This window comes from Zymomonas mobilis (genome assembly GCF_006715975.1).
Classification (GTDB): domain Bacteria; phylum Pseudomonadota; class Alphaproteobacteria; order Sphingomonadales; family Sphingomonadaceae; genus Zymomonas; species Zymomonas mobilis_B.
In genome coordinates, this window is the sequence record NZ_VFOF01000001.1 from 1,251,721 (window position 1) to 1,268,730 (window position 17,010).

Below are 17,010 nucleotides of genomic sequence, written 5' to 3' on the forward strand. Positions count from 1 at the left end.
GCTTCACTTCATTTTAGCCTTTCCATTATCAAGGCTACAAACTGGACCATGACAGTCATCGCGATTTGGTCATGGGGTTTCGAAAAGGAAATAAAGCATGTGTCGCCAACTCAGCGGCGCCGCCATTGTTCTTGAAACACTCAAGGATATGGGTGTCGATCTGATCTTCGGCTATCCCGGCGGAGCAGTACTCCCCATTTATGATGCCCTTTATCAGGATGAAGGCATCCGGCATATTCTGGCTCGTCAAGAAGGCGGGGCTGTCCATGCAGCAGAAGGCTATGCACGGTCGACCGGAAAACCCGGTGTTGTTATTGTGACCTCAGGTCCTGGGGCCACCAATGCTGTAACCGGCATTGCCGATGCCATGCTTGATTCCATTCCGTTGGTTGTCTTTTCTGGACAGGTAGCGACGAATTTAATCGGAACAGATGCTTTTCAGGAAGCGGATACAATCGGCATTACCCGCCATTGTACCAAGCATAATTATTTGGTTCGTGATCCCAAAGATTTGGCTCAAACGATTGTCGAAGCTTTCCATCTGGCGACATCCGGTCGTCCAGGTCCGGTGGTTATCGACCTTCCGAAAAACGTTCAAACGGCTATTATCGACTATATCAAGCCCGATCCGAATAAGCGGATGCATAAGGGTTATCGCCCACGGGTAAAAGCCGATCCGGTCGAAATCACCCAAGCCTTGGATATGATTGCTAAAGCCAAGCGCCCGGTTTTCTATACTGGTGGCGGTGTGATCAATTCAGGCCCGAATGCCAGCAAAGCATTACGTGAGTTAGCCGATTTGACGGGTGTTCCAGTGACCTCGACCCTGATGGGCTTGGGCGCTTTTCCGGCCTCTTCCCAGCAATGGTTGGGTATGCTTGGTATGCACGGCACCTATGAAGCCAACTTTGCCATGCATGATGCTGATTTAGTCGTAGCGCTTGGTAGTCGCTTTGACGATCGCGTCACCTGTAAGGTTGAAAGCTTCTCGCCGAACGCCAAGAAGATTCACGTCGATATTGACCGTTCTTCTATCAACCGCATTATTCATGTTGATTTGCCGATTGTCGGTGATGTTGGCTCTGTCATGCAGGATATGGTGACGCTTTGGAAAGAAAAGCATTACCAGATGCAGGATATCTCGGCATGGTGGGTGCAGATTGATGAATGGCGCGCCAAACAATGCTTGAACTTTACCAAGCAGGGCAATGAAATCATGCCACAGCAGGCTATTCGTAGCCTGTGGGAAGCGACAAAAGGTAAAAACCCGATTGTTTCTACCGAAGTCGGCCAGCATCAGATGTGGACAGCCCAATATTTCGGTTTTGATGATCCTAACCATTTCCTGACTTCAGGTGGTTTGGGCACGATGGGCTATGGTTTCCCGTCTATCATCGGGGCGCAGGTTGGTAATCCAGATAGCTTGTGCATGACGATTGCTGGTGAAGCATCTTTCCAGATGAATGTTCAGGAAATGGCGACCGTTGCGCAATATCGTTTGCCGGTCAAAATTTTCATTTTGAATAACCGATTCATGGGCATGGTGCGTCAGTGGCAGGATCTGCTTTATGATCATCGCCGCTCACAGAGCTATTCTGAAGCGCTGCCTGATTTTGTGGCTTTGGCCAAAGCTTATGGCTGGAACGCGTTAAAGATTGAAAAGCCTTCACAGCTTGAAGATGGCATTAAGACTATGCTGGAAACGCCAGGGCCAGTATTGGTCGACTGCCAGGTTGCCCAGTTAGCGAATTGTTTACCGATGGTGCCGCCAGGGTCGGGGCAGACAGAAATGATTTTGGAATCGGATATCACCGATAACCATGTCAAGAAGCAGGAATATACCCCTTCCGCTTCCTCGTCATCTGCAGCCACAATTCGCGGTTAATCATTAAGGAATTTACCCATCATGGATAGCGGAGAAGTGATAGAGCGTCATACGCTTTCTGTCACTGTTGATAACGTGGCCGGTATTCTTGCCCGCATTGCAGGCATGTTTTCGACCAGAGGCTACAATATCGAAAGTTTGACGGTTGCGGATGTCACGAAAGATAACGCGATAAGCCGGTTAAGCATTGTGACCAGCGGCCTTCCCCATGTCATCGATCAGATGGTTCATCAATTGGATCGTCTGCCACCGGTGCATCGGGTTGTCGATTTGACGGCGGTTGGCCCCCATGTCGAACGGGAATTAGCGCTTATCAAAGTGGTTGGTGTCGGTGATAACCGCATCGAAGCTTTACGCTTGGCTGAAGTCTATCATGCTCGGGTAGTTGATGCGACCATCGCCAGTTTTATCTTTGAAGTAACCGGCACAACTGAAAAAGTTGAAAAATTTCTCGAGCTAATGGGTGAATTAGGCTTGGTTGAAGTCGCGCGCACAGGTATTGCCGCTATGGCGCGCGGTCGGGATGCTTTTTAGATTCCCCGAGCATATAAGCGTTTAGAATAAGAATAGGACTTAAAAATGAAAGTTTATTACGACAGTGATGCTGATCTTGGACTGATCAAGTCCAAGAAGATTGCTATCCTCGGTTATGGTAGCCAGGGTCATGCCCATGCACAGAATTTGCGGGATTCCGGTGTCGCCGAAGTAGCTATTACTCTGCGTGCCGATTCTGCTTCTGTTAAAAAAGCACAGGATGCTGGTTTCAAAGTTTTCACCAACGCCGAAGCTGCCAAATGGGCTGACATTCTGATGATCTTGGCACCTGACGAACATCAGGCTGCTATTTATGCAGAAGATCTGAAAGACAATCTGCGCCCCGGTAGCGCCATTGCCTTTGCTCATGGTCTGAATATCCATTTCGGCCTGATCGAACCCCGCAAAGACATCGACGTTTTCATGATCGCACCAAAGGGCCCAGGCCACACGGTTCGTTCTGAATATACCCGTGGTGGTGGTGTTCCTTGCTTGGTCGCCGTTGATCAGGATGCCAGCGGTAACGCTCATGACATCGCTCTTGCTTATGCTTCTGGCATTGGTGGCGGTCGTTCAGGCGTTATTGAAACCACTTTCCGTGAAGAAGTTGAAACCGATCTGTTCGGTGAGCAGGCTGTTCTTTGTGGTGGTTTGACCGCTCTTATCACGGCTGGTTTTGAAACCCTGACCGAAGCTGGTTATGCTCCTGAAATGGCATTCTTCGAATGCATGCATGAAATGAAACTGATCGTGGATCTTATCTACGAAGCCGGTATCGCCAACATGCGTTATTCGATCTCCAACACGGCTGAATATGGTGACATCGTATCCGGTCCGCGGGTTATCAATGAAGAATCCAAAAAGGCAATGAAAGCAATTCTGGACGATATCCAGAGTGGCCGCTTTGTCAGCAAATTCGTCCTTGATAACCGTGCTGGTCAGCCGGAACTCAAAGCCGCTCGCAAGCGTATGGCTGCTCACCCGATCGAACAGGTTGGTGAACGTCTGCGTAAAATGATGCCATGGATTGCCAGCAACAAGCTGGTCGACAAGGCTCGCAACTAATTTTTCATTAAATTAGATTGTTTCAAAAAAGCCGGAAACGATGTTTCCGGCTTTTTTGTTGAGTTATTTGCCAAAATAAAGCGCCAACTAGCGCTCAAAAGCTAAAATTTTGATTTTTAAATCCGTCATTCTTAAAATCAGACTTGGGTCACAAGACTTAAGAGACGGTAATTTTATCTTGCCAGCGTTTATGCCCTGCCCCGCACCAAAATATCGGCTCATCAGGGCAGGATAGAAATCTCAAATTGACTTTAATCTTCTTTGAAATCGATTTCGCCCAAAAAGCGTTCTACATCCAAAGCGGCCATACAACCAGTTCCTGCCGCTGTGACAGCTTGGCGGTAATGTTTATCCATTACATCGCCACAAGCAAAAACGCCTTCAATACTGGTTTGGGTGGTTCCAGGAGTGACCTCGATATAGCCTTCATCATCTAATTTCAGATGTCCCTGAAACAGTTCCGTCGCGGGTTTATGGCCAATAGCAATAAAAGCACCTTCTGTTTCCAAAAGGGATTCTTCACCCGTCTGGGTATCTTTTATTTTGACAGCGGATAAAGCGCTATCTTCTCCAGCGATAAATTCAGAAACAACGCTATTCCACTGCAATTTAATTGCCGGATTAGCGAGAAGCCGCCGTTGCAGAATTTTTTCAGCCCGTAAGCTATCGCGACGATGAATCAGCGTTACTTCAGGGCTATGATTGGTGAGATAGAGCGCCTCTTCCACCGCGGTATTACCACCGCCAATGACAACAACTTTTTTCCCACGGAAGAAAAAACCGTCACAGGTCGCACAGGCAGAGATGCCTTTTCCCCGCAGTGCGGTTTCGCTTTCCAAGCCTAACCAGCGAGCTTGCGCACCCGTTGAGATAATCAAGCTATCGGCGAGATAAACCTGACCATCATCACCCGTTAAACGGTAAGGGCGTTGAGAAAAATCAACCGAAGCAATGATATCCCAAACCAGCTTGGCACCAACATTTTCAGCCTGTGCCTGCATTTCTTCCATCAACCAAGGACCTTGGACAGGTTCGCGAAAACCTGGGAAGTTTTCAACTTCGGTTGTAATCGTCAGCTGGCCACCGGGCTGCAAACCTTGGGCTACGATAGGATTTAATCCGGCGCGGGCAGCATAAATAGCCGCCGTTAGCCCAGCAGGCCCGCTACCAAGAATAAAAACACGGGTCGAGATCGGATCAGCACTCATGGACAGCGCTCCTTAAAAAAGCAAAGGATAGATGAAATGGCCGCTATTCTATTGCAGAATAAACGCGGGATGATGAAAGAAATATTTTAAAGAAGGATATAACTGAAAAGGCGTCCTTTTTATGGCCGACATAACCGCCATCTATACAGGTCAGGCAATCCCTCGGTAAAAAATGTCATTATAATCAAGATATAATGACCTGATTTTTCTGCAATCAATTTTTGCTAACAAGAGGGTAAGTTTAAATATGGGGAAAGGCTGCATTAAAGCTTACCCCCGCCCCTTATATCATTTTTTCCTCAACGGGATGCTCTATCCATAAAGAATCTGGATCGGCGAAGAGCGTTTCAAGCTGTATAAAAAAATGACTGGCATGAAGGCCATCAACAAAAGCATGATTAAATTTGCATGAGACCGGAATTTTGCCGTCTTTCAGTTTTCCCCATGTCAGTGTTGGCACCGAAGCTCCAAAAGAAAACTCAGCATGTGTGATTGCACTGAAATATACCCAAGGAAGACAGCTTGCGCAGAAAAAATTCTCTTGCTGCACAATAAGGGGGGCGGCTGCAGTCGTTTTCGCTATTTCAATTTTTTCGGTAACAGCTTTTGTAAAAGAGATAAAATCAGCCGTATTTTCGCACCATATCTGCCGGAATCCTTCGTTATCCGTCATAATCGGTGTCATCACTTCGATATTTGCATATTCAATAATCTTCTCGCCTAAAATGCGCTGTTTTAACTGGGGCACTGAATTAGCCGCGCGAAGGATCGCATATAAAGCAAGTTGGAAGAAGGATACCCTATTGTCTTTCGCCGATTCATATAAGCGTTGCGCTTCTATCGGAACGCAAAGATTAAAACAGGGATTGGCGAATTTACGATAAAAATCAAAATGCGCTTTTCTAGGCCAAATTTGAGTGTCGATAATTTTATACGCAGTCATAAATCCAGCCTGTTTTTAGGCATTATTTTGATGTCAGATTTATAGAAAGCAATATCTGATTTTAATGCCGAGTCTTCATTGCACCATAAAACGTTTTATCGCATTTCTGACCAGCAGAACAAATAAAACGGCGCTGATATCAGCGAGCCAATCGGCTAATTCGGCATCACGATGGATAAAGGGAATCGCTTGGGTTAATTCAATAAGAGCGCCAAATAGACCAAGCCCAACAGCAATTTTGAAAGATCGCGTTTTCTGCCAGCCTAAACAGGCGAGAATCGTCAAGGTAACAAAAGCAATAATATGATCTATTTTATCGCTAGGTGCCAAATGGATAGTATCGGCAGCGGGCATAATCGCCAGACCATAAGCGGCTAAAAGAGTCAGCCAAAAGATTACTTTGATAAAGGATTGTAGCGGTAAGGAGATCAAGGGTTATTTCTTAATAACAAAAAGACGAGGTGGCCGAAGCCACCCCGATATGACTCATTTGCCTTTGAGAGACAGGCCACCAAAGCGCTTGTTAAAGCGAGCAACCATACCACCAGCATCAACGAGCTGTGAACGGCCACCAGTCCATGCCGGATGAACGCGCGGATCGATATCCAGCTTCATGGTATCGCCTTCTTTACCCCATGTAGAACGGGTTTCGAATACGGTACCGTCCGTCAACTGGACTTTGATGAAATGATAATCAGGATGAATATTCTGCTTCATGATACACTCCGTTAAATAGCTGGTTACCGACCAGCCGGATAGAGAAGCTGCATCTAGCCTGCTCTTGTCCAAGAAACAAGAGCGGCCAGAATACAAATGATAATAAAAAGCCGTCCGACAGAATTATAATTAGTTCTTCGGATCCGCAATCATCGCGGTGAACTCTGTTTCGGCAGCGACTTTGTCTTCAATCAAAGCCCGTGCTTTGAACTTGCAGATTTTTGCCCGCTTTTGCAAAAATTCGACTTCCAAGCGTAACAGAATACCCGGTTCAACCGGCATCCGGAATTTCGTCTCGTTAATGGCCATGAAGTAAACGAGCTTGCCCGTTCCAGCCAGACCCAGCGTTTCGATTGCCAAAACACCGGCAGCCTGTGCCAAAGCTTCTACAATCAGAACACCCGGCATAATAGGATTGCCAGGAAAATGGCCTGCAAAGAAAGGCTCGTTAATCGTAACCGCTTTGATTGCGACGATTTTTTCACCCGGGATCAGGCTTTCGACCCGATCGACCAATAACATTGGGAAACGATGGGGCAAAGCCGCCATAACCCGCTTGACATCAAGCGGGCCAGTTGATGCCGTTTTAGTTGTTTCTGTCATTTTTGATTACCGGCTGGTCGGGCGACGAGCGGCCGGAGGAACAGAAGCATTAGAAGCAGGTGTAGCAGAACGAGCAGCCGGTGCGGCTGCATCATTCTGAGCGTTCTGACGTTCGGAAGCCGGAACCCAGTTGGCGGGCGGCGTGATAGAAACGGTCGTGATACGACGGTTCAGATCAGCGGCCACGTCTGACGTAATATCAGCAGACGGATCGGCCAGAATAGCACTCTGCGGGTTAAGAACCAGATTGACCTTACGCAGAGTCATCACGCTACGCACAGATTCTTCCATATGGTCAGTAACCTGTTCTTCGGCATAGGTATTCGGACGAATGAACGGCATACCAAGCGTCATTAATTCACGCTGTGCGGCCTGCTGTTTTGCCTGAAAAGCGTTAACTTTCGGCTGCATAAGCGCCATTGAAGTGCCGCTTTTTTGTAGCTTCATGAGCTCATCACGCATCTGTGATAATTCGGTTTCCAGCGCAACACGACGATTATTATAAGCGTCAATCTGCGTACGATAGGTTGCCTGAATTTGGGTCTGAGCCTGTTTCAGAGCCGATGACTGCGTCAGAACACCCTGAAGATCTACAACAGCAGCGGATTGCGCCAAGACCGGGGTGGCTGTTACGGCAGCGATAAGGGCTGCACCGGCAAATAATTTCTTCATTAAAATGCTGTCCCTACGTTGAAGGTTACAAGTTTTTTATCATCACCAGGCTGACTGACAATAGCTTTAGCAATATCAATCCGGAAAGGACCAAATGGCGAATTCCAGTTCACACCAAAACCAACCGAAATACGAGGTTTCCAAGTATCCCCTAAGAAATATTCTTTGATGGGTGAAACAGAAGTCGTAACTGGGGTATTTCCTGTAGCACTAGTTGTATAGTTACCGCTGCTATCTGTATAGAGGGCTTGTCCCTTGGAATTGGTCACCTGACGTGCCGTTACAGCACATTGACCTTGGGCTTTCCCTGATGAACCGCAACTATCAATCAAAGCCGGTTTCGGCACGCCCCAGACAGAACCGATATCAGCAAAAATGGACGGTCTCAGCCCCATTTCACGGGCGCCTGCACCCATTGGGATTTCCAATTCGGCATGACCCAAATATTCTTTGGTACCACCGAGTGAGTCATCGGAAGATTCACCACCAAGGCTGGCATTGCCGCTATCATCAAAAGAATAATAATGACGGGTCACACGAGGCCCGACACCACGGAAGTTAAACCCGCGGAACTGTGGTTGCCCCAAGAAGAAACGGTCAATCAAACGGACATTGCCATCATAGCCCCAGATATATCCGGCTTCACCACGCAGTGAGAAGACGAACCCTCTGGTCAAATTCCAGTATTTAGCCGCTTCGATCCGAGTTTTCAGATAATGCACCGTTCCACCAAGACCAGCAAAATCCTGACTGAAAGTGAACCGGGCACCGGAGGTCGGATGCATAATATTGTTCAGGCTGTTATAGGCGATAGAATAGCCCAAGGTCGAGTTAACCCATGACCCCAAAGCTTCGCACAAATAACGTCCAGCCAATAACGGGTCGCATTGGCCGTTTGTATAATAACTGCTTTTGCTGATCTTCACCGTTTCATAGCTGATACTGTAGCGCAAAAGCAGGTTTAAATATTCGGTAATAGGAATACCGGCGCGCAACTGAAGACCGGTAGAAGCCTGTCGATAGGTCGTATTACGATCCGTACCGTTCATGTAGTTAAAGGCGTTATAATCGTTCCGGAAAATATCGCCACCAAAGGCGATCGCATGATCAAACAGATAAGGTTCTGTAAAACCAAGATCGACTGATTTGGAATAATAAGACCAGTTAGCCGAAGCGCGGACGCTCTGGCCTTTACCCATGAAGTTGTTCTGTTGGATAGAAATATCCAGAAGAATACGTTCAAGGCTGGAGTAACCAGCGGAAACAGAGAGCTGCCCTGTCGATTTTTCTTGAAGATTGGTATCAAGAATCAAGCGATCTGGCGTTGATCCCGGCCGCTGGGTGATTTCAAGCTTATCCTGAAAGAAGCCCAAAGACTGCACGCGATCGCGAGAGCGTTTAACCCGCAACAGGTTGAACACGTCACCTTCGGCCAAACGGAATTCACGACGGATCACTTTATCGCGGGTCGTGGTGTTACCGCTGATATCAACCCGTTCGATATATTGGCGTGGGGCTTCTGCGATGCGGAATTCGATACCCATCGTCAGATTGTCTTTATCCGGTGTGAAATTCGGATTCACATCCGGCGTATAGCCCATAAGACCAGCCGCCTCGGTCAAGGTATCAATCGTATCTTCAACCTGTTTGGCGTTATACCACTGGCCTTTTTTGATTTTCACCAAGGATTTGAAGTTGTCGGCCTTCACATCACGAATTTGGGAATCCAGCGAAACATCACCAAATTTGTAACGGTCACCTTCTTCAACGACATAGGTAATGATGAAGTCGCGGCGATCAGGCGTTAATTCTGCGATAGCGGAAACAACGCGGAAATCGGCATAACCATTAACCAGATAGAATTGCCGTAATTTCTGTTGGTCATAGGCCAATTTATCGGGATCGTAGCTGGCGCCAGAACTCATAAAGCGCCAGAGACGGGACTGTTTCGTCGCCATAACTTTTCTAAGCTGGGCATCAGAAAACTGTTTATTCCCGATCACGTTGATCTGGCGGACTTTTGATTTTGGCCCTTCTGTGATTTCGAACACGATATCGACGCGATTTTGTTCCAGCCGAACCATCTTCGGTTCAACGGTAGCGGCAAAGCGCCCTTGCCGTCGATAGAGTTCGATGATGCGGGAGACATCAGCACGTACCGCATCACGGGTAAAAATCTGTCTTGGGGATAATTTGATTTCAGGCCGAATTTTATCTTCTTTAAGGCGCTTATTACCTTCAAGAACAATACGGTTGATAATCGGGTTTTCGTGGATTTGAAGGGTCAGACTACCCGGGTTATTCGGATTGTCTTCGATAACAACATCAGAAAACAGCTGCGTCGCATATAAATCCTGAATAGCGGTATCCAACACTTCAGAATTATAACGCAGCCCGGCCTTCAGCTTGGTATAGGAGAGCACCGTATCCGGTTCGAGACGTTCTGTCCCGACAACCGCAAGCGATTTAATCGTGCCTTCAAAGGGCTTCGCAACAACCGGCGTGGCCGCTGGTTCAGGCGTTTCCGGTTCCGCTTCTGCGGCGGCTTGAGCTGCGCTATCCTGCTGGGTTGACTGCGCCGCTGCCGTATTGGCAGCGGGTGCATCAGCAGGTGTTTTAGATTCTGCACCACCGGTATCGGCAGTTGCCGCGGCGTTATTAGCATCTGTTGTCGTTGCGGCTGGCGTTTCCGGATTAGCCGCGCCAGAAGCATCGCCTGCCGGTGCATCAGTATTTGTCTTGGAAACGGCTTTTTCAGCATCCGAAGCTGCATTATTTGCAGTCGATGCGGCGCTGTTGCCGGTAGCTTCGGTGATTACCGTTTTGCTGTTTTTCTTTTGATCCTTAAGCGCTTTTTTAGCCGCTTTAGAAAGTTTCGCCTCAGCTTTTTTTACCGCTTCTGTCGCATCCGTTGCCGGATTGGAAACCGTAGTAGCAGCGTCGCTAACAGTCGATTGTGCTGATGTCGTTGCATCAACGGCTGGTGCCGTTTCATTATTGGTAAGATTGTTATTACTGGCCTGTTCCGTTTGGGAAGGTGCCAGATCAGAAACTGTCTGAGCCTTTAGTGGGATCGCGGTCGTTCCCATTAAAGTGCTTAAAATGACAAAGGAAGCCAAAGGCATATTCTGCCGGCTACGCCGATTATTATGATCAGAATTACCCAAATTGCGCGCCGTCACCCGATTATTGCCCTCTTTCCAGAAATGACACCCGTTTTTCGGTTGTCTTCTTTTTGTGATGGAACTGCCATCACCCCACCCCCTAAACAAACACTGATGATATTCGATTTATAAATCGATTTTATTTCACCCAAGTATCTGCTTTAGCCAGACGAATACTCCAAGATCATTCAAGGTTGCAAAGAACGTCAAGCTCAAAAGCAAAAATAAGCCAAAGCGAAAAGCCCATGTCTGAATTACAGGCGTAAGTGGCCGTCTTAATATGATTTCCATTGCGTAGAACAGGAGATGCCCTCCGTCCAACATTGGAACTGGCAATAAATTGATGAACCCAAGATTAACCGAAATAGCCGCCATAAAAAGAACAAAAGGAAGAAAACCGAGTTCAGTTATCTGTCCCGACATTTTGGCTATACGAATTGGGCCACCTAATTCATCCATGGATCGACGGCCTGTAATAATTTGACCAATACCATCAATCTGCTCATGGAGCATCGTGCCTACGGCAGAAGTAGCGGCCATAGGAATCTCGGTCAAGGGGAGACGGACAATTACCGGAGCCCCACCCAAAATTCCTAACAGACCTATACGACTACTATTACCAAAACGGTCTTGAAAATGCTCCGCTTTCAGATGGACTTTGACATCTATTGGTCGTCCGTCTCTGACTAATTTTATGCGCACATCTTCATCAGGATGCATCTGAATAACGGGCTGTAGGTCGTTGAAATAATTAACTTTATAGCTGTTTACAGCTGTAATTTTATCCCCTGCCTTCAATCCAGCCATATCGGCTGAAGAATGGGGCATAACGGCGGAGACAACGGCAGGGCTTCTGGCGATACCATGCACAGAAAAAATAGCGGCAAAAAGTAAGATAGCGACAAAAATATTTGTCAGTGGACCTGCCAAAACAATCAAAAAGCGATGCCATGCTTTTTTTGCTTGAAAAGTCTTGGCTCTGTCTTCCGGAGATAAAGCCAACCATTCGCTAGAGGGTCTGCCCGAACTGGCAGGATCCATATCACCGGCAAATCGGACATAACCACCAAAAGGCAAGCAGGCGATACGCCATCTTGTCCCTTGGCGGTCTTTCCATCCAAAAATTTCTAGCCCGAAACCAATAGAAAAGACTTCTGCTTTAACCCCGAAAAAACGAGCGACAGCATAATGTCCTAACTCATGGACAAAAACCAACGGGCCAATAACCGCGATGAAACTAACGATCGAAAACATTATCCCCGAATAAACATTCACGCGGGCAAACTCTCCATTAAAGCAGCGGCCTGAATCCGTGCTTCGTTGTCGATCGCAAAAACATCTTCCAAAGAAGAAGGCGTTGCAGGCGTATAGCGATCCAGTGTTTTTTCAACAATTTTAGCGATATCAAGGAATCCGATCTTCTTATCCAGAAAAGCGGCCACGGCTATTTCATTGGCTGCATTCATAACAGCAGGACGGGGACCGCCCTCCTTGATAGCATGCATTGCCAAGGAAAGCGCTGGGAAACGCTCGTAATCGGGCGCTTCGAAATCCATCTGGCGCAGCTTGGTGAAATCCAATGATTCGGAAGGTGTTTCCATCCGCTTTGGCCAAGCCAAAGTATGACCAATCGGCGTTCTCATATCAGGGCTACCAATCTGGGCAAGAATGGAGCCATCAAGATATTCCACCATCGAATGGATAACCGATTGCGGATGCACCAATATTTCAAATTTTTCTAAAGGAATCCGGAACAGATGATAGGCCTCTATCAGCTCCAGACCTTTATTCATCATCGTCGCAGAATCGATCGAGATCTTGGCACCCATTGACCAGTTAGGATGCTGGACGGCGCGTTCTGGCGTTACTGTCGCCATTTCTGCAAGGGACGTCTTCCGGAAAGGTCCACCGCTGGCCGTGATGATAATCCGGCGCACATATTCACGGTTTTCGTGAGGAAAACACTGGAAGATCGCGTTATGTTCGGAATCTACCGGAAGAAGCGTGGTGCCATGCTTCTTAACCGCATCGATCATCAAGCTACCAGCCGAGACCAAGGATTCTTTGTTCGCCAACGCGACCGTTTTACCTTGGCGGATAGCCGCAAGATTGGCTTTCAGACCAGCACAACCGATAATCGCAGCCATCGTCCAGTCTGCACCCATCATAGCGGCTTCGACCAAAGCATCCGCACCGGCAGAAGCTTCAATCGAACTGCCCGCCAAGGCGTCTTTCAAGTCGTTATAAAGAGAGGGATCGGCAATAACAGCCCGTTTGGCATTGGTTCTTTTCGCCGCATCAGCCAAATCTTTGACATTGCGGTTAGCCGTCAAGGCGACGACCTGATACTTATCCAAATTCCGCTCGATTAAATCCAGCGTCGAATGACCAATGGATCCGGTCGCCCCTAAAACAGTGACTGTTCTTGGCTGACTCATAACAGAAAAGCTCCAATTTTTATTAAAATAGCCGTCAGTAAAGCAACCGGCAGCAATCCATCGACACGGTCCATAATACCGCCATGTCCAGGTAAAAGATTTCCGGAATCTTTGACATTTGCTCGTCTTTTTAACCAGCTTTCAAAGAAATCACCGGCCTGTGCCACAACCGCCATCGGAGCGCCAATAACCTTCATCACAAAAGGCAGATGACCGAAATCAGCAATAAAATAGGCAGTTACAGCGGCAGCTATCATACCACCAATAAGGCCACTCCATGTTTTTTTCGGGCTTAATGCCGGACACAATTTAGGGCCACCGATTAAACGGCCTGAAAAGAAAGCCCCGATATCCGTCGCTGCGGTAACCGCCACAATCCAAGTTACCAACCACAGACCGTTCGGTTGCAAGCGCAGTAAAGTCAAAGCCAATACAGGCAAAAGGGCATAAAAAAACCGGCAGTCATCCATTTGAGGGATGCTCCGGTAAGATGACGCCATTCGCGAAATATCAAGGCCGCCATAATGGCTGCAGACAACGCGAAAACATAGCCGCCTGCCCCGATAAGGCAAATGGCCACAGCCGCCAGTATAATTCCGACAATAATACGAAGTTTCAGCTCACTCACAAGCCACCATAACGCCTTTCACGGCGTGCATATTCTTCTACCGCTGCTTTCAGAGCTTCACTGCCGAAGTCAGGCCATAAAGTATCTATGAACAGTAATTCGGCATAAGCGGCTTGCCATAACAGGAAGTTAGACAAACGTTTTTCACCGGATGTTCTGATAACCAAATCAAGAGGCGGTAAATCATGTGTATATAATAAGGATTCGATCGTTCCAACGTCGATATCCTCGGGATCGAGATCCCCTTTTCTCGCCTGCTCTGCAATCCGTTTGGTTACGTGAACCAGCTCATCTTGAGCGCCGTAATTCAAAGCAAAGACCAAAGTCAGACGGGTATTATTGGCTGTAATTTCTATTGCCTGATTCAGCAAAGAAACCAGATCTTGATCAAGGCGCGTATAATCGCCGATCACTTTCAAGCAGATGCCGCGCTCTTTGATATTGTGCATTTCCTGCCGAAGACAAAGGCGCAGTAATCCCATGAGATCAGCGACTTCGCTGGCTGGCCTGCGCCAATTTTCGGAAGAAAATGCATATAAGGTCAGAACCTCGATACCCATTTCTGCGGCGGCTCGCACAGTTGTCTTGACCGCATCAGCGCCTTTTTTATGTCCCGCAATTCTGGGTAAATGGCGTGCGGAAGCCCAGCGCCCATTACCATCCATGATGATGGCAACGTGGCGAGGAACAAAGGATGCGGATTTATGGGATTTTGCCGCAGAATTGGCCAGCGGGGCTATCACTTGCCGAGGATTTCCTTTTCTTTATGCGCAGCCAGCGCATCGACATCAGCGATCGTCTTGTCAGTCAGTTTTTGCACTTCATTTTCAAAGCGCTTTTTCTCATCTTCGCTGATTTCGTTTTTCTTTTCATCCTGTTTGATCTGGTCATTACCATCACGACGGACATTACGGACAGCAATACGTGCCTTTTCGGCATATTGTCCGACCAATTTTGCCAGTTCTTTACGGCGTTCTTCAGTCAAATCAGGAATAGGCAGACGAAGCATCTGGCCATCGACAATAGGATTAAGACCTAATCCAGCCGAGCGGATAGCCTTATCTACCGAGGTGACGTTGCTTTTATCCCAGACCTGAACCGTGATCATACGAGGTTCGGGAACAGAAACGGTTGCGACCTGATTGAGCGGCATGTTCGCGCCGTAAACATCGACGGTAACCGGATCAAGTAAACTGGTCGAAGCGCGTCCAGTTCTGAGACCGGAGAAATCACTCCTTAATGATTCCAGTGCGCCTTTCATACGCCGTTCTAAATCGGCTTTATTATAGGCTGCCATTATTCTTCCTCGTTACATACTATCGTTGAAACACCTTCACCATCAAGAACACGGCTGAAATTGCCCTGTTCCCGAATGTTGAAGACAACGATCGGGATATTATTATCGCGACATAAAGCCGTTGCACTGGCATCCATGACTTTCAAGTCATCGGCCAGAACACGGTTGAAAGAAACGCTGTCGTAACGTTTGGCATTGTTGACCTTTTTAGGGTCAGCATCATAGACACCATCAACCGACGTGCCTTTGAACAAGGCATCGCATTTCATTTCAGCTGCACGCAAAGCGGCACCACTATCAGTCGTAAAAAAAGGATTGCCTGTTCCGGCGGCAAAAATAACGACCCGTCCTTTTTCCATATGCCGTTCTGCACGTCTGCGAATAAAAGGTTCACATACGGTGGGCATTGGAATAGCTGACTGCACTCGGGTATCGACACCGATACATTCAAGGGCGTTTTGAACAGCAAGAGCGTTCATAACGGTAGCTAACATGCCCATATAATCGGCACTGCTCCGCTCGATGCCGCGGGCGGTCGCAGCCAATCCCCGAAAGATATTGCCACCACCGACAACAATACAAAGCTGATATCCGGCTTCGCGGGCGGCTCGAATTTCATCGGCAACACGGGCGACAGTCGCCGGATCGATCCCAAACTGGCTGGGACCCATCAGCACTTCTCCCGACAATTTAAGCAGAACTCGGTTGAAGCGCAGGCGTTTATACACCGTCAATACCTCTCGTGACTATCGAAACAAGGTAAGCTCTACTTCTATCAGTAAATATCGCTATGCCAAGTAAAGGATTATAAAAAAGGCCAACTCCCCCGATTTTTAGAGAAGTTGACCTTGATTACGGATAAAATTAGACGCCAGCAGCAGCGGCGACTTCAGCAGCGAAGTCAGTTTCCTGCTTTTCGATGCCTTCACCCAGCTGGAAGCGAACAAACTGTTTCAGCGTGATCGGCTTACCGGCTTCTTTGGCTGCCTTTTTGACAACATCGGAAACGCGGGTTTTGCCATCAACGACAAAGATCTGGCTGAGAAGAGCGTTTTCTTTGCGGTATTTTGCAACGGCACCGTCAACCATACGGGTCACGATTTCCGCAGGCTTACCTGATTCAGCTGCTTTTTCCTGAGCAATAGCGCGTTCGCGTTCGACAGCGGCATCATCCAAGGAATCTTCGTCCAGTGCCAACGGGGTAGCCGCAGCAACATGCATGGCAATCTGTTTGCCCAAGGATTCCAAGAAATCGGTCGGCGCTTCACTTTCGAGAGCAACCAAAACACCGATCTTACCAACACCAGGTGCAACCTGATTATGGATATAGGAAACGACAACACCGTTTTCGACTTCTGCGAGCGCTGCGCGACGTAAAGCCTGATTTTCACCGATCGTTGCGATATTGGCGGTCAAAACGTCATTGACGGAACCACCGGCGGGATGCGAAACCTTGGAAAGGTTTTCGATATCGCTGCCATGTTCGAGAACAAGCGCGGTAACACCCTTAACAAAATCTTGGAACTTTTCGTTCTTGGCAACGAAATCGGTTTCACTGTTGACTTCGAGAACGGCACCTTTGGTTCCGTCAACGATAACACCAACGAGACCTTCGGCAGCCTGACGGCCTGATTTTTTAGCAGCGGCAGCTAAACCTTTGGCGCGCAGCCAATCAACGGCAGCTTCCATTTCGCCATTGGCTTCATTGAGAGCTTTTTTACAATCCATCATACCTGCGCCGGTACGCTCACGGAGCGATTTTACGGCTGCAGCGGTAATCTCCGCCATAGTTCTACCTCTTTATGTTACGGATGAGGCAGGGAAAGTCTTCCCTGCCTCTGAATTATCAGTGTTTC

At 47.9% G+C, this 17,010-nt stretch carries 16 protein-coding genes and 1 pseudogene; 3 read left to right on the plus strand and 14 right to left on the minus strand.

The genetic code is table 11. From position 1 onward, the window contains the following. The first annotated feature begins 97 nt into the window (after positions 1–97). The 3 genes from ilvB to ilvC are packed head-to-tail and all read left to right on the plus strand — an operon-like array spanning position 98 to position 3,484. Complete coding sequence (gene ilvB, locus FBY58_RS05485; RefSeq protein ID WP_141919851.1) at positions 98–1,885, plus strand: biosynthetic-type acetolactate synthase large subunit; 1,788 nt, start codon at positions 98–100, stop codon at positions 1,883–1,885. Between the two features lie 21 nt (positions 1,886–1,906). Then, positions 1,907–2,419, plus strand: a complete 513-nt coding sequence (gene ilvN, locus FBY58_RS05490; RefSeq protein ID WP_141919852.1) for an acetolactate synthase small subunit — start codon at positions 1,907–1,909, stop codon at positions 2,417–2,419. Positions 2,420–2,464: 45 nt separating this feature from the next. Next, positions 2,465–3,484 (plus strand): ketol-acid reductoisomerase, encoded by a 1,020-nt coding sequence (gene ilvC / locus FBY58_RS05495; protein WP_141919853.1) that lies wholly within the window; start codon positions 2,465–2,467, stop codon positions 3,482–3,484. Positions 3,485–3,735: 251 nt separating this feature from the next. Here ilvC and trxB read toward each other — a convergent pair whose 3' ends face one another. From trxB to tsf, 14 genes and pseudogenes are all read right to left on the minus strand, one after another. Beyond that, a complete protein-coding gene (trxB, locus tag FBY58_RS05500; protein WP_141919854.1) occupies positions 3,736–4,692 on the minus strand; it encodes a thioredoxin-disulfide reductase in 957 nt (318 codons plus the stop codon). A gap of 283 nt (positions 4,693–4,975) precedes the next feature. After that, positions 4,976–5,635 carry a CatA-like O-acetyltransferase, family 1 gene (locus tag FBY58_RS05505; protein ID WP_141919855.1) on the minus strand — a complete coding sequence of 220 codons (660 nt, stop codon included), beginning with the start codon at positions 5,633–5,635 and terminating at the stop codon, positions 4,976–4,978. Positions 5,636–5,710: 75 nt separating this feature from the next. Next, a complete protein-coding gene (locus FBY58_RS05510) occupies positions 5,711–6,067 on the minus strand; it encodes a teicoplanin resistance protein VanZ (RefSeq protein WP_141919856.1) in 357 nt (118 codons plus the stop codon). A 54-nt stretch (positions 6,068–6,121) separates the two neighbouring features. Beyond that, a complete protein-coding gene (rpmE, locus tag FBY58_RS05515; protein WP_141919857.1) occupies positions 6,122–6,352 on the minus strand; it encodes a 50S ribosomal protein L31 in 231 nt (76 codons plus the stop codon). A gap of 129 nt (positions 6,353–6,481) precedes the next feature. Beyond that, the gene (fabZ, locus tag FBY58_RS05520; protein WP_141919858.1) at positions 6,482–6,955 is read right to left on the minus strand and encodes a 3-hydroxyacyl-ACP dehydratase FabZ; all 474 of its coding nucleotides are present in this window, start codon (positions 6,953–6,955) and stop codon (positions 6,482–6,484) included. Between the two features lie 6 nt (positions 6,956–6,961). Then, complete coding sequence (locus FBY58_RS05525; protein WP_141919859.1) at positions 6,962–7,627, minus strand: OmpH family outer membrane protein; 666 nt, start codon at positions 7,625–7,627, stop codon at positions 6,962–6,964. Beyond that, on the minus strand, positions 7,627–10,809 hold the full coding sequence (gene bamA, locus FBY58_RS05530; protein ID WP_141919860.1) for an outer membrane protein assembly factor BamA: 3,183 nt from the start codon (positions 10,807–10,809) through the stop codon (positions 7,627–7,629). The genes FBY58_RS05525 and bamA overlap by 1 nt, the downstream gene beginning before the upstream one ends. A gap of 126 nt (positions 10,810–10,935) precedes the next feature. Next, positions 10,936–12,066 carry an RIP metalloprotease RseP gene (gene rseP, locus FBY58_RS05535; RefSeq protein WP_141919861.1) on the minus strand — a complete coding sequence of 377 codons (1,131 nt, stop codon included), beginning with the start codon at positions 12,064–12,066 and terminating at the stop codon, positions 10,936–10,938. Beyond that, complete coding sequence (gene dxr / locus FBY58_RS05540) at positions 12,063–13,229, minus strand: 1-deoxy-D-xylulose-5-phosphate reductoisomerase (protein ID WP_141919862.1); 1,167 nt, start codon at positions 13,227–13,229, stop codon at positions 12,063–12,065. Before dxr ends, rseP begins: the two co-directional genes overlap by 4 nt. Next, positions 13,226–13,857, minus strand: a pseudogene (locus FBY58_RS05545) (phosphatidate cytidylyltransferase). Before FBY58_RS05545 ends, dxr begins: the two are co-directional and overlap by 4 nt. Further along, positions 13,854–14,600: an isoprenyl transferase gene (locus FBY58_RS05550; RefSeq protein WP_141919863.1), complete on the minus strand. Its 747-nt coding sequence runs from the start codon at positions 14,598–14,600 to the stop codon at positions 13,854–13,856. Before FBY58_RS05550 ends, FBY58_RS05545 begins: the two are co-directional and overlap by 4 nt. Continuing rightward, the gene (gene frr / locus FBY58_RS05555) at positions 14,597–15,154 is read right to left on the minus strand and encodes a ribosome recycling factor (RefSeq protein WP_141919864.1); all 558 of its coding nucleotides are present in this window, start codon (positions 15,152–15,154) and stop codon (positions 14,597–14,599) included. Before frr ends, FBY58_RS05550 begins: the two co-directional genes overlap by 4 nt. Next, complete coding sequence (pyrH, locus tag FBY58_RS05560) at positions 15,154–15,882, minus strand: UMP kinase (protein ID WP_141920628.1); 729 nt, start codon at positions 15,880–15,882, stop codon at positions 15,154–15,156. Before pyrH ends, frr begins: the two co-directional genes overlap by 1 nt. Positions 15,883–16,018: 136 nt before the next feature. After that, entirely contained in the window at positions 16,019–16,942 is a 924-nt protein-coding gene (gene tsf / locus FBY58_RS05565) for a translation elongation factor Ts (protein ID WP_141919865.1), read from the minus strand. Positions 16,943–17,010 lie beyond the last annotated feature (68 nt).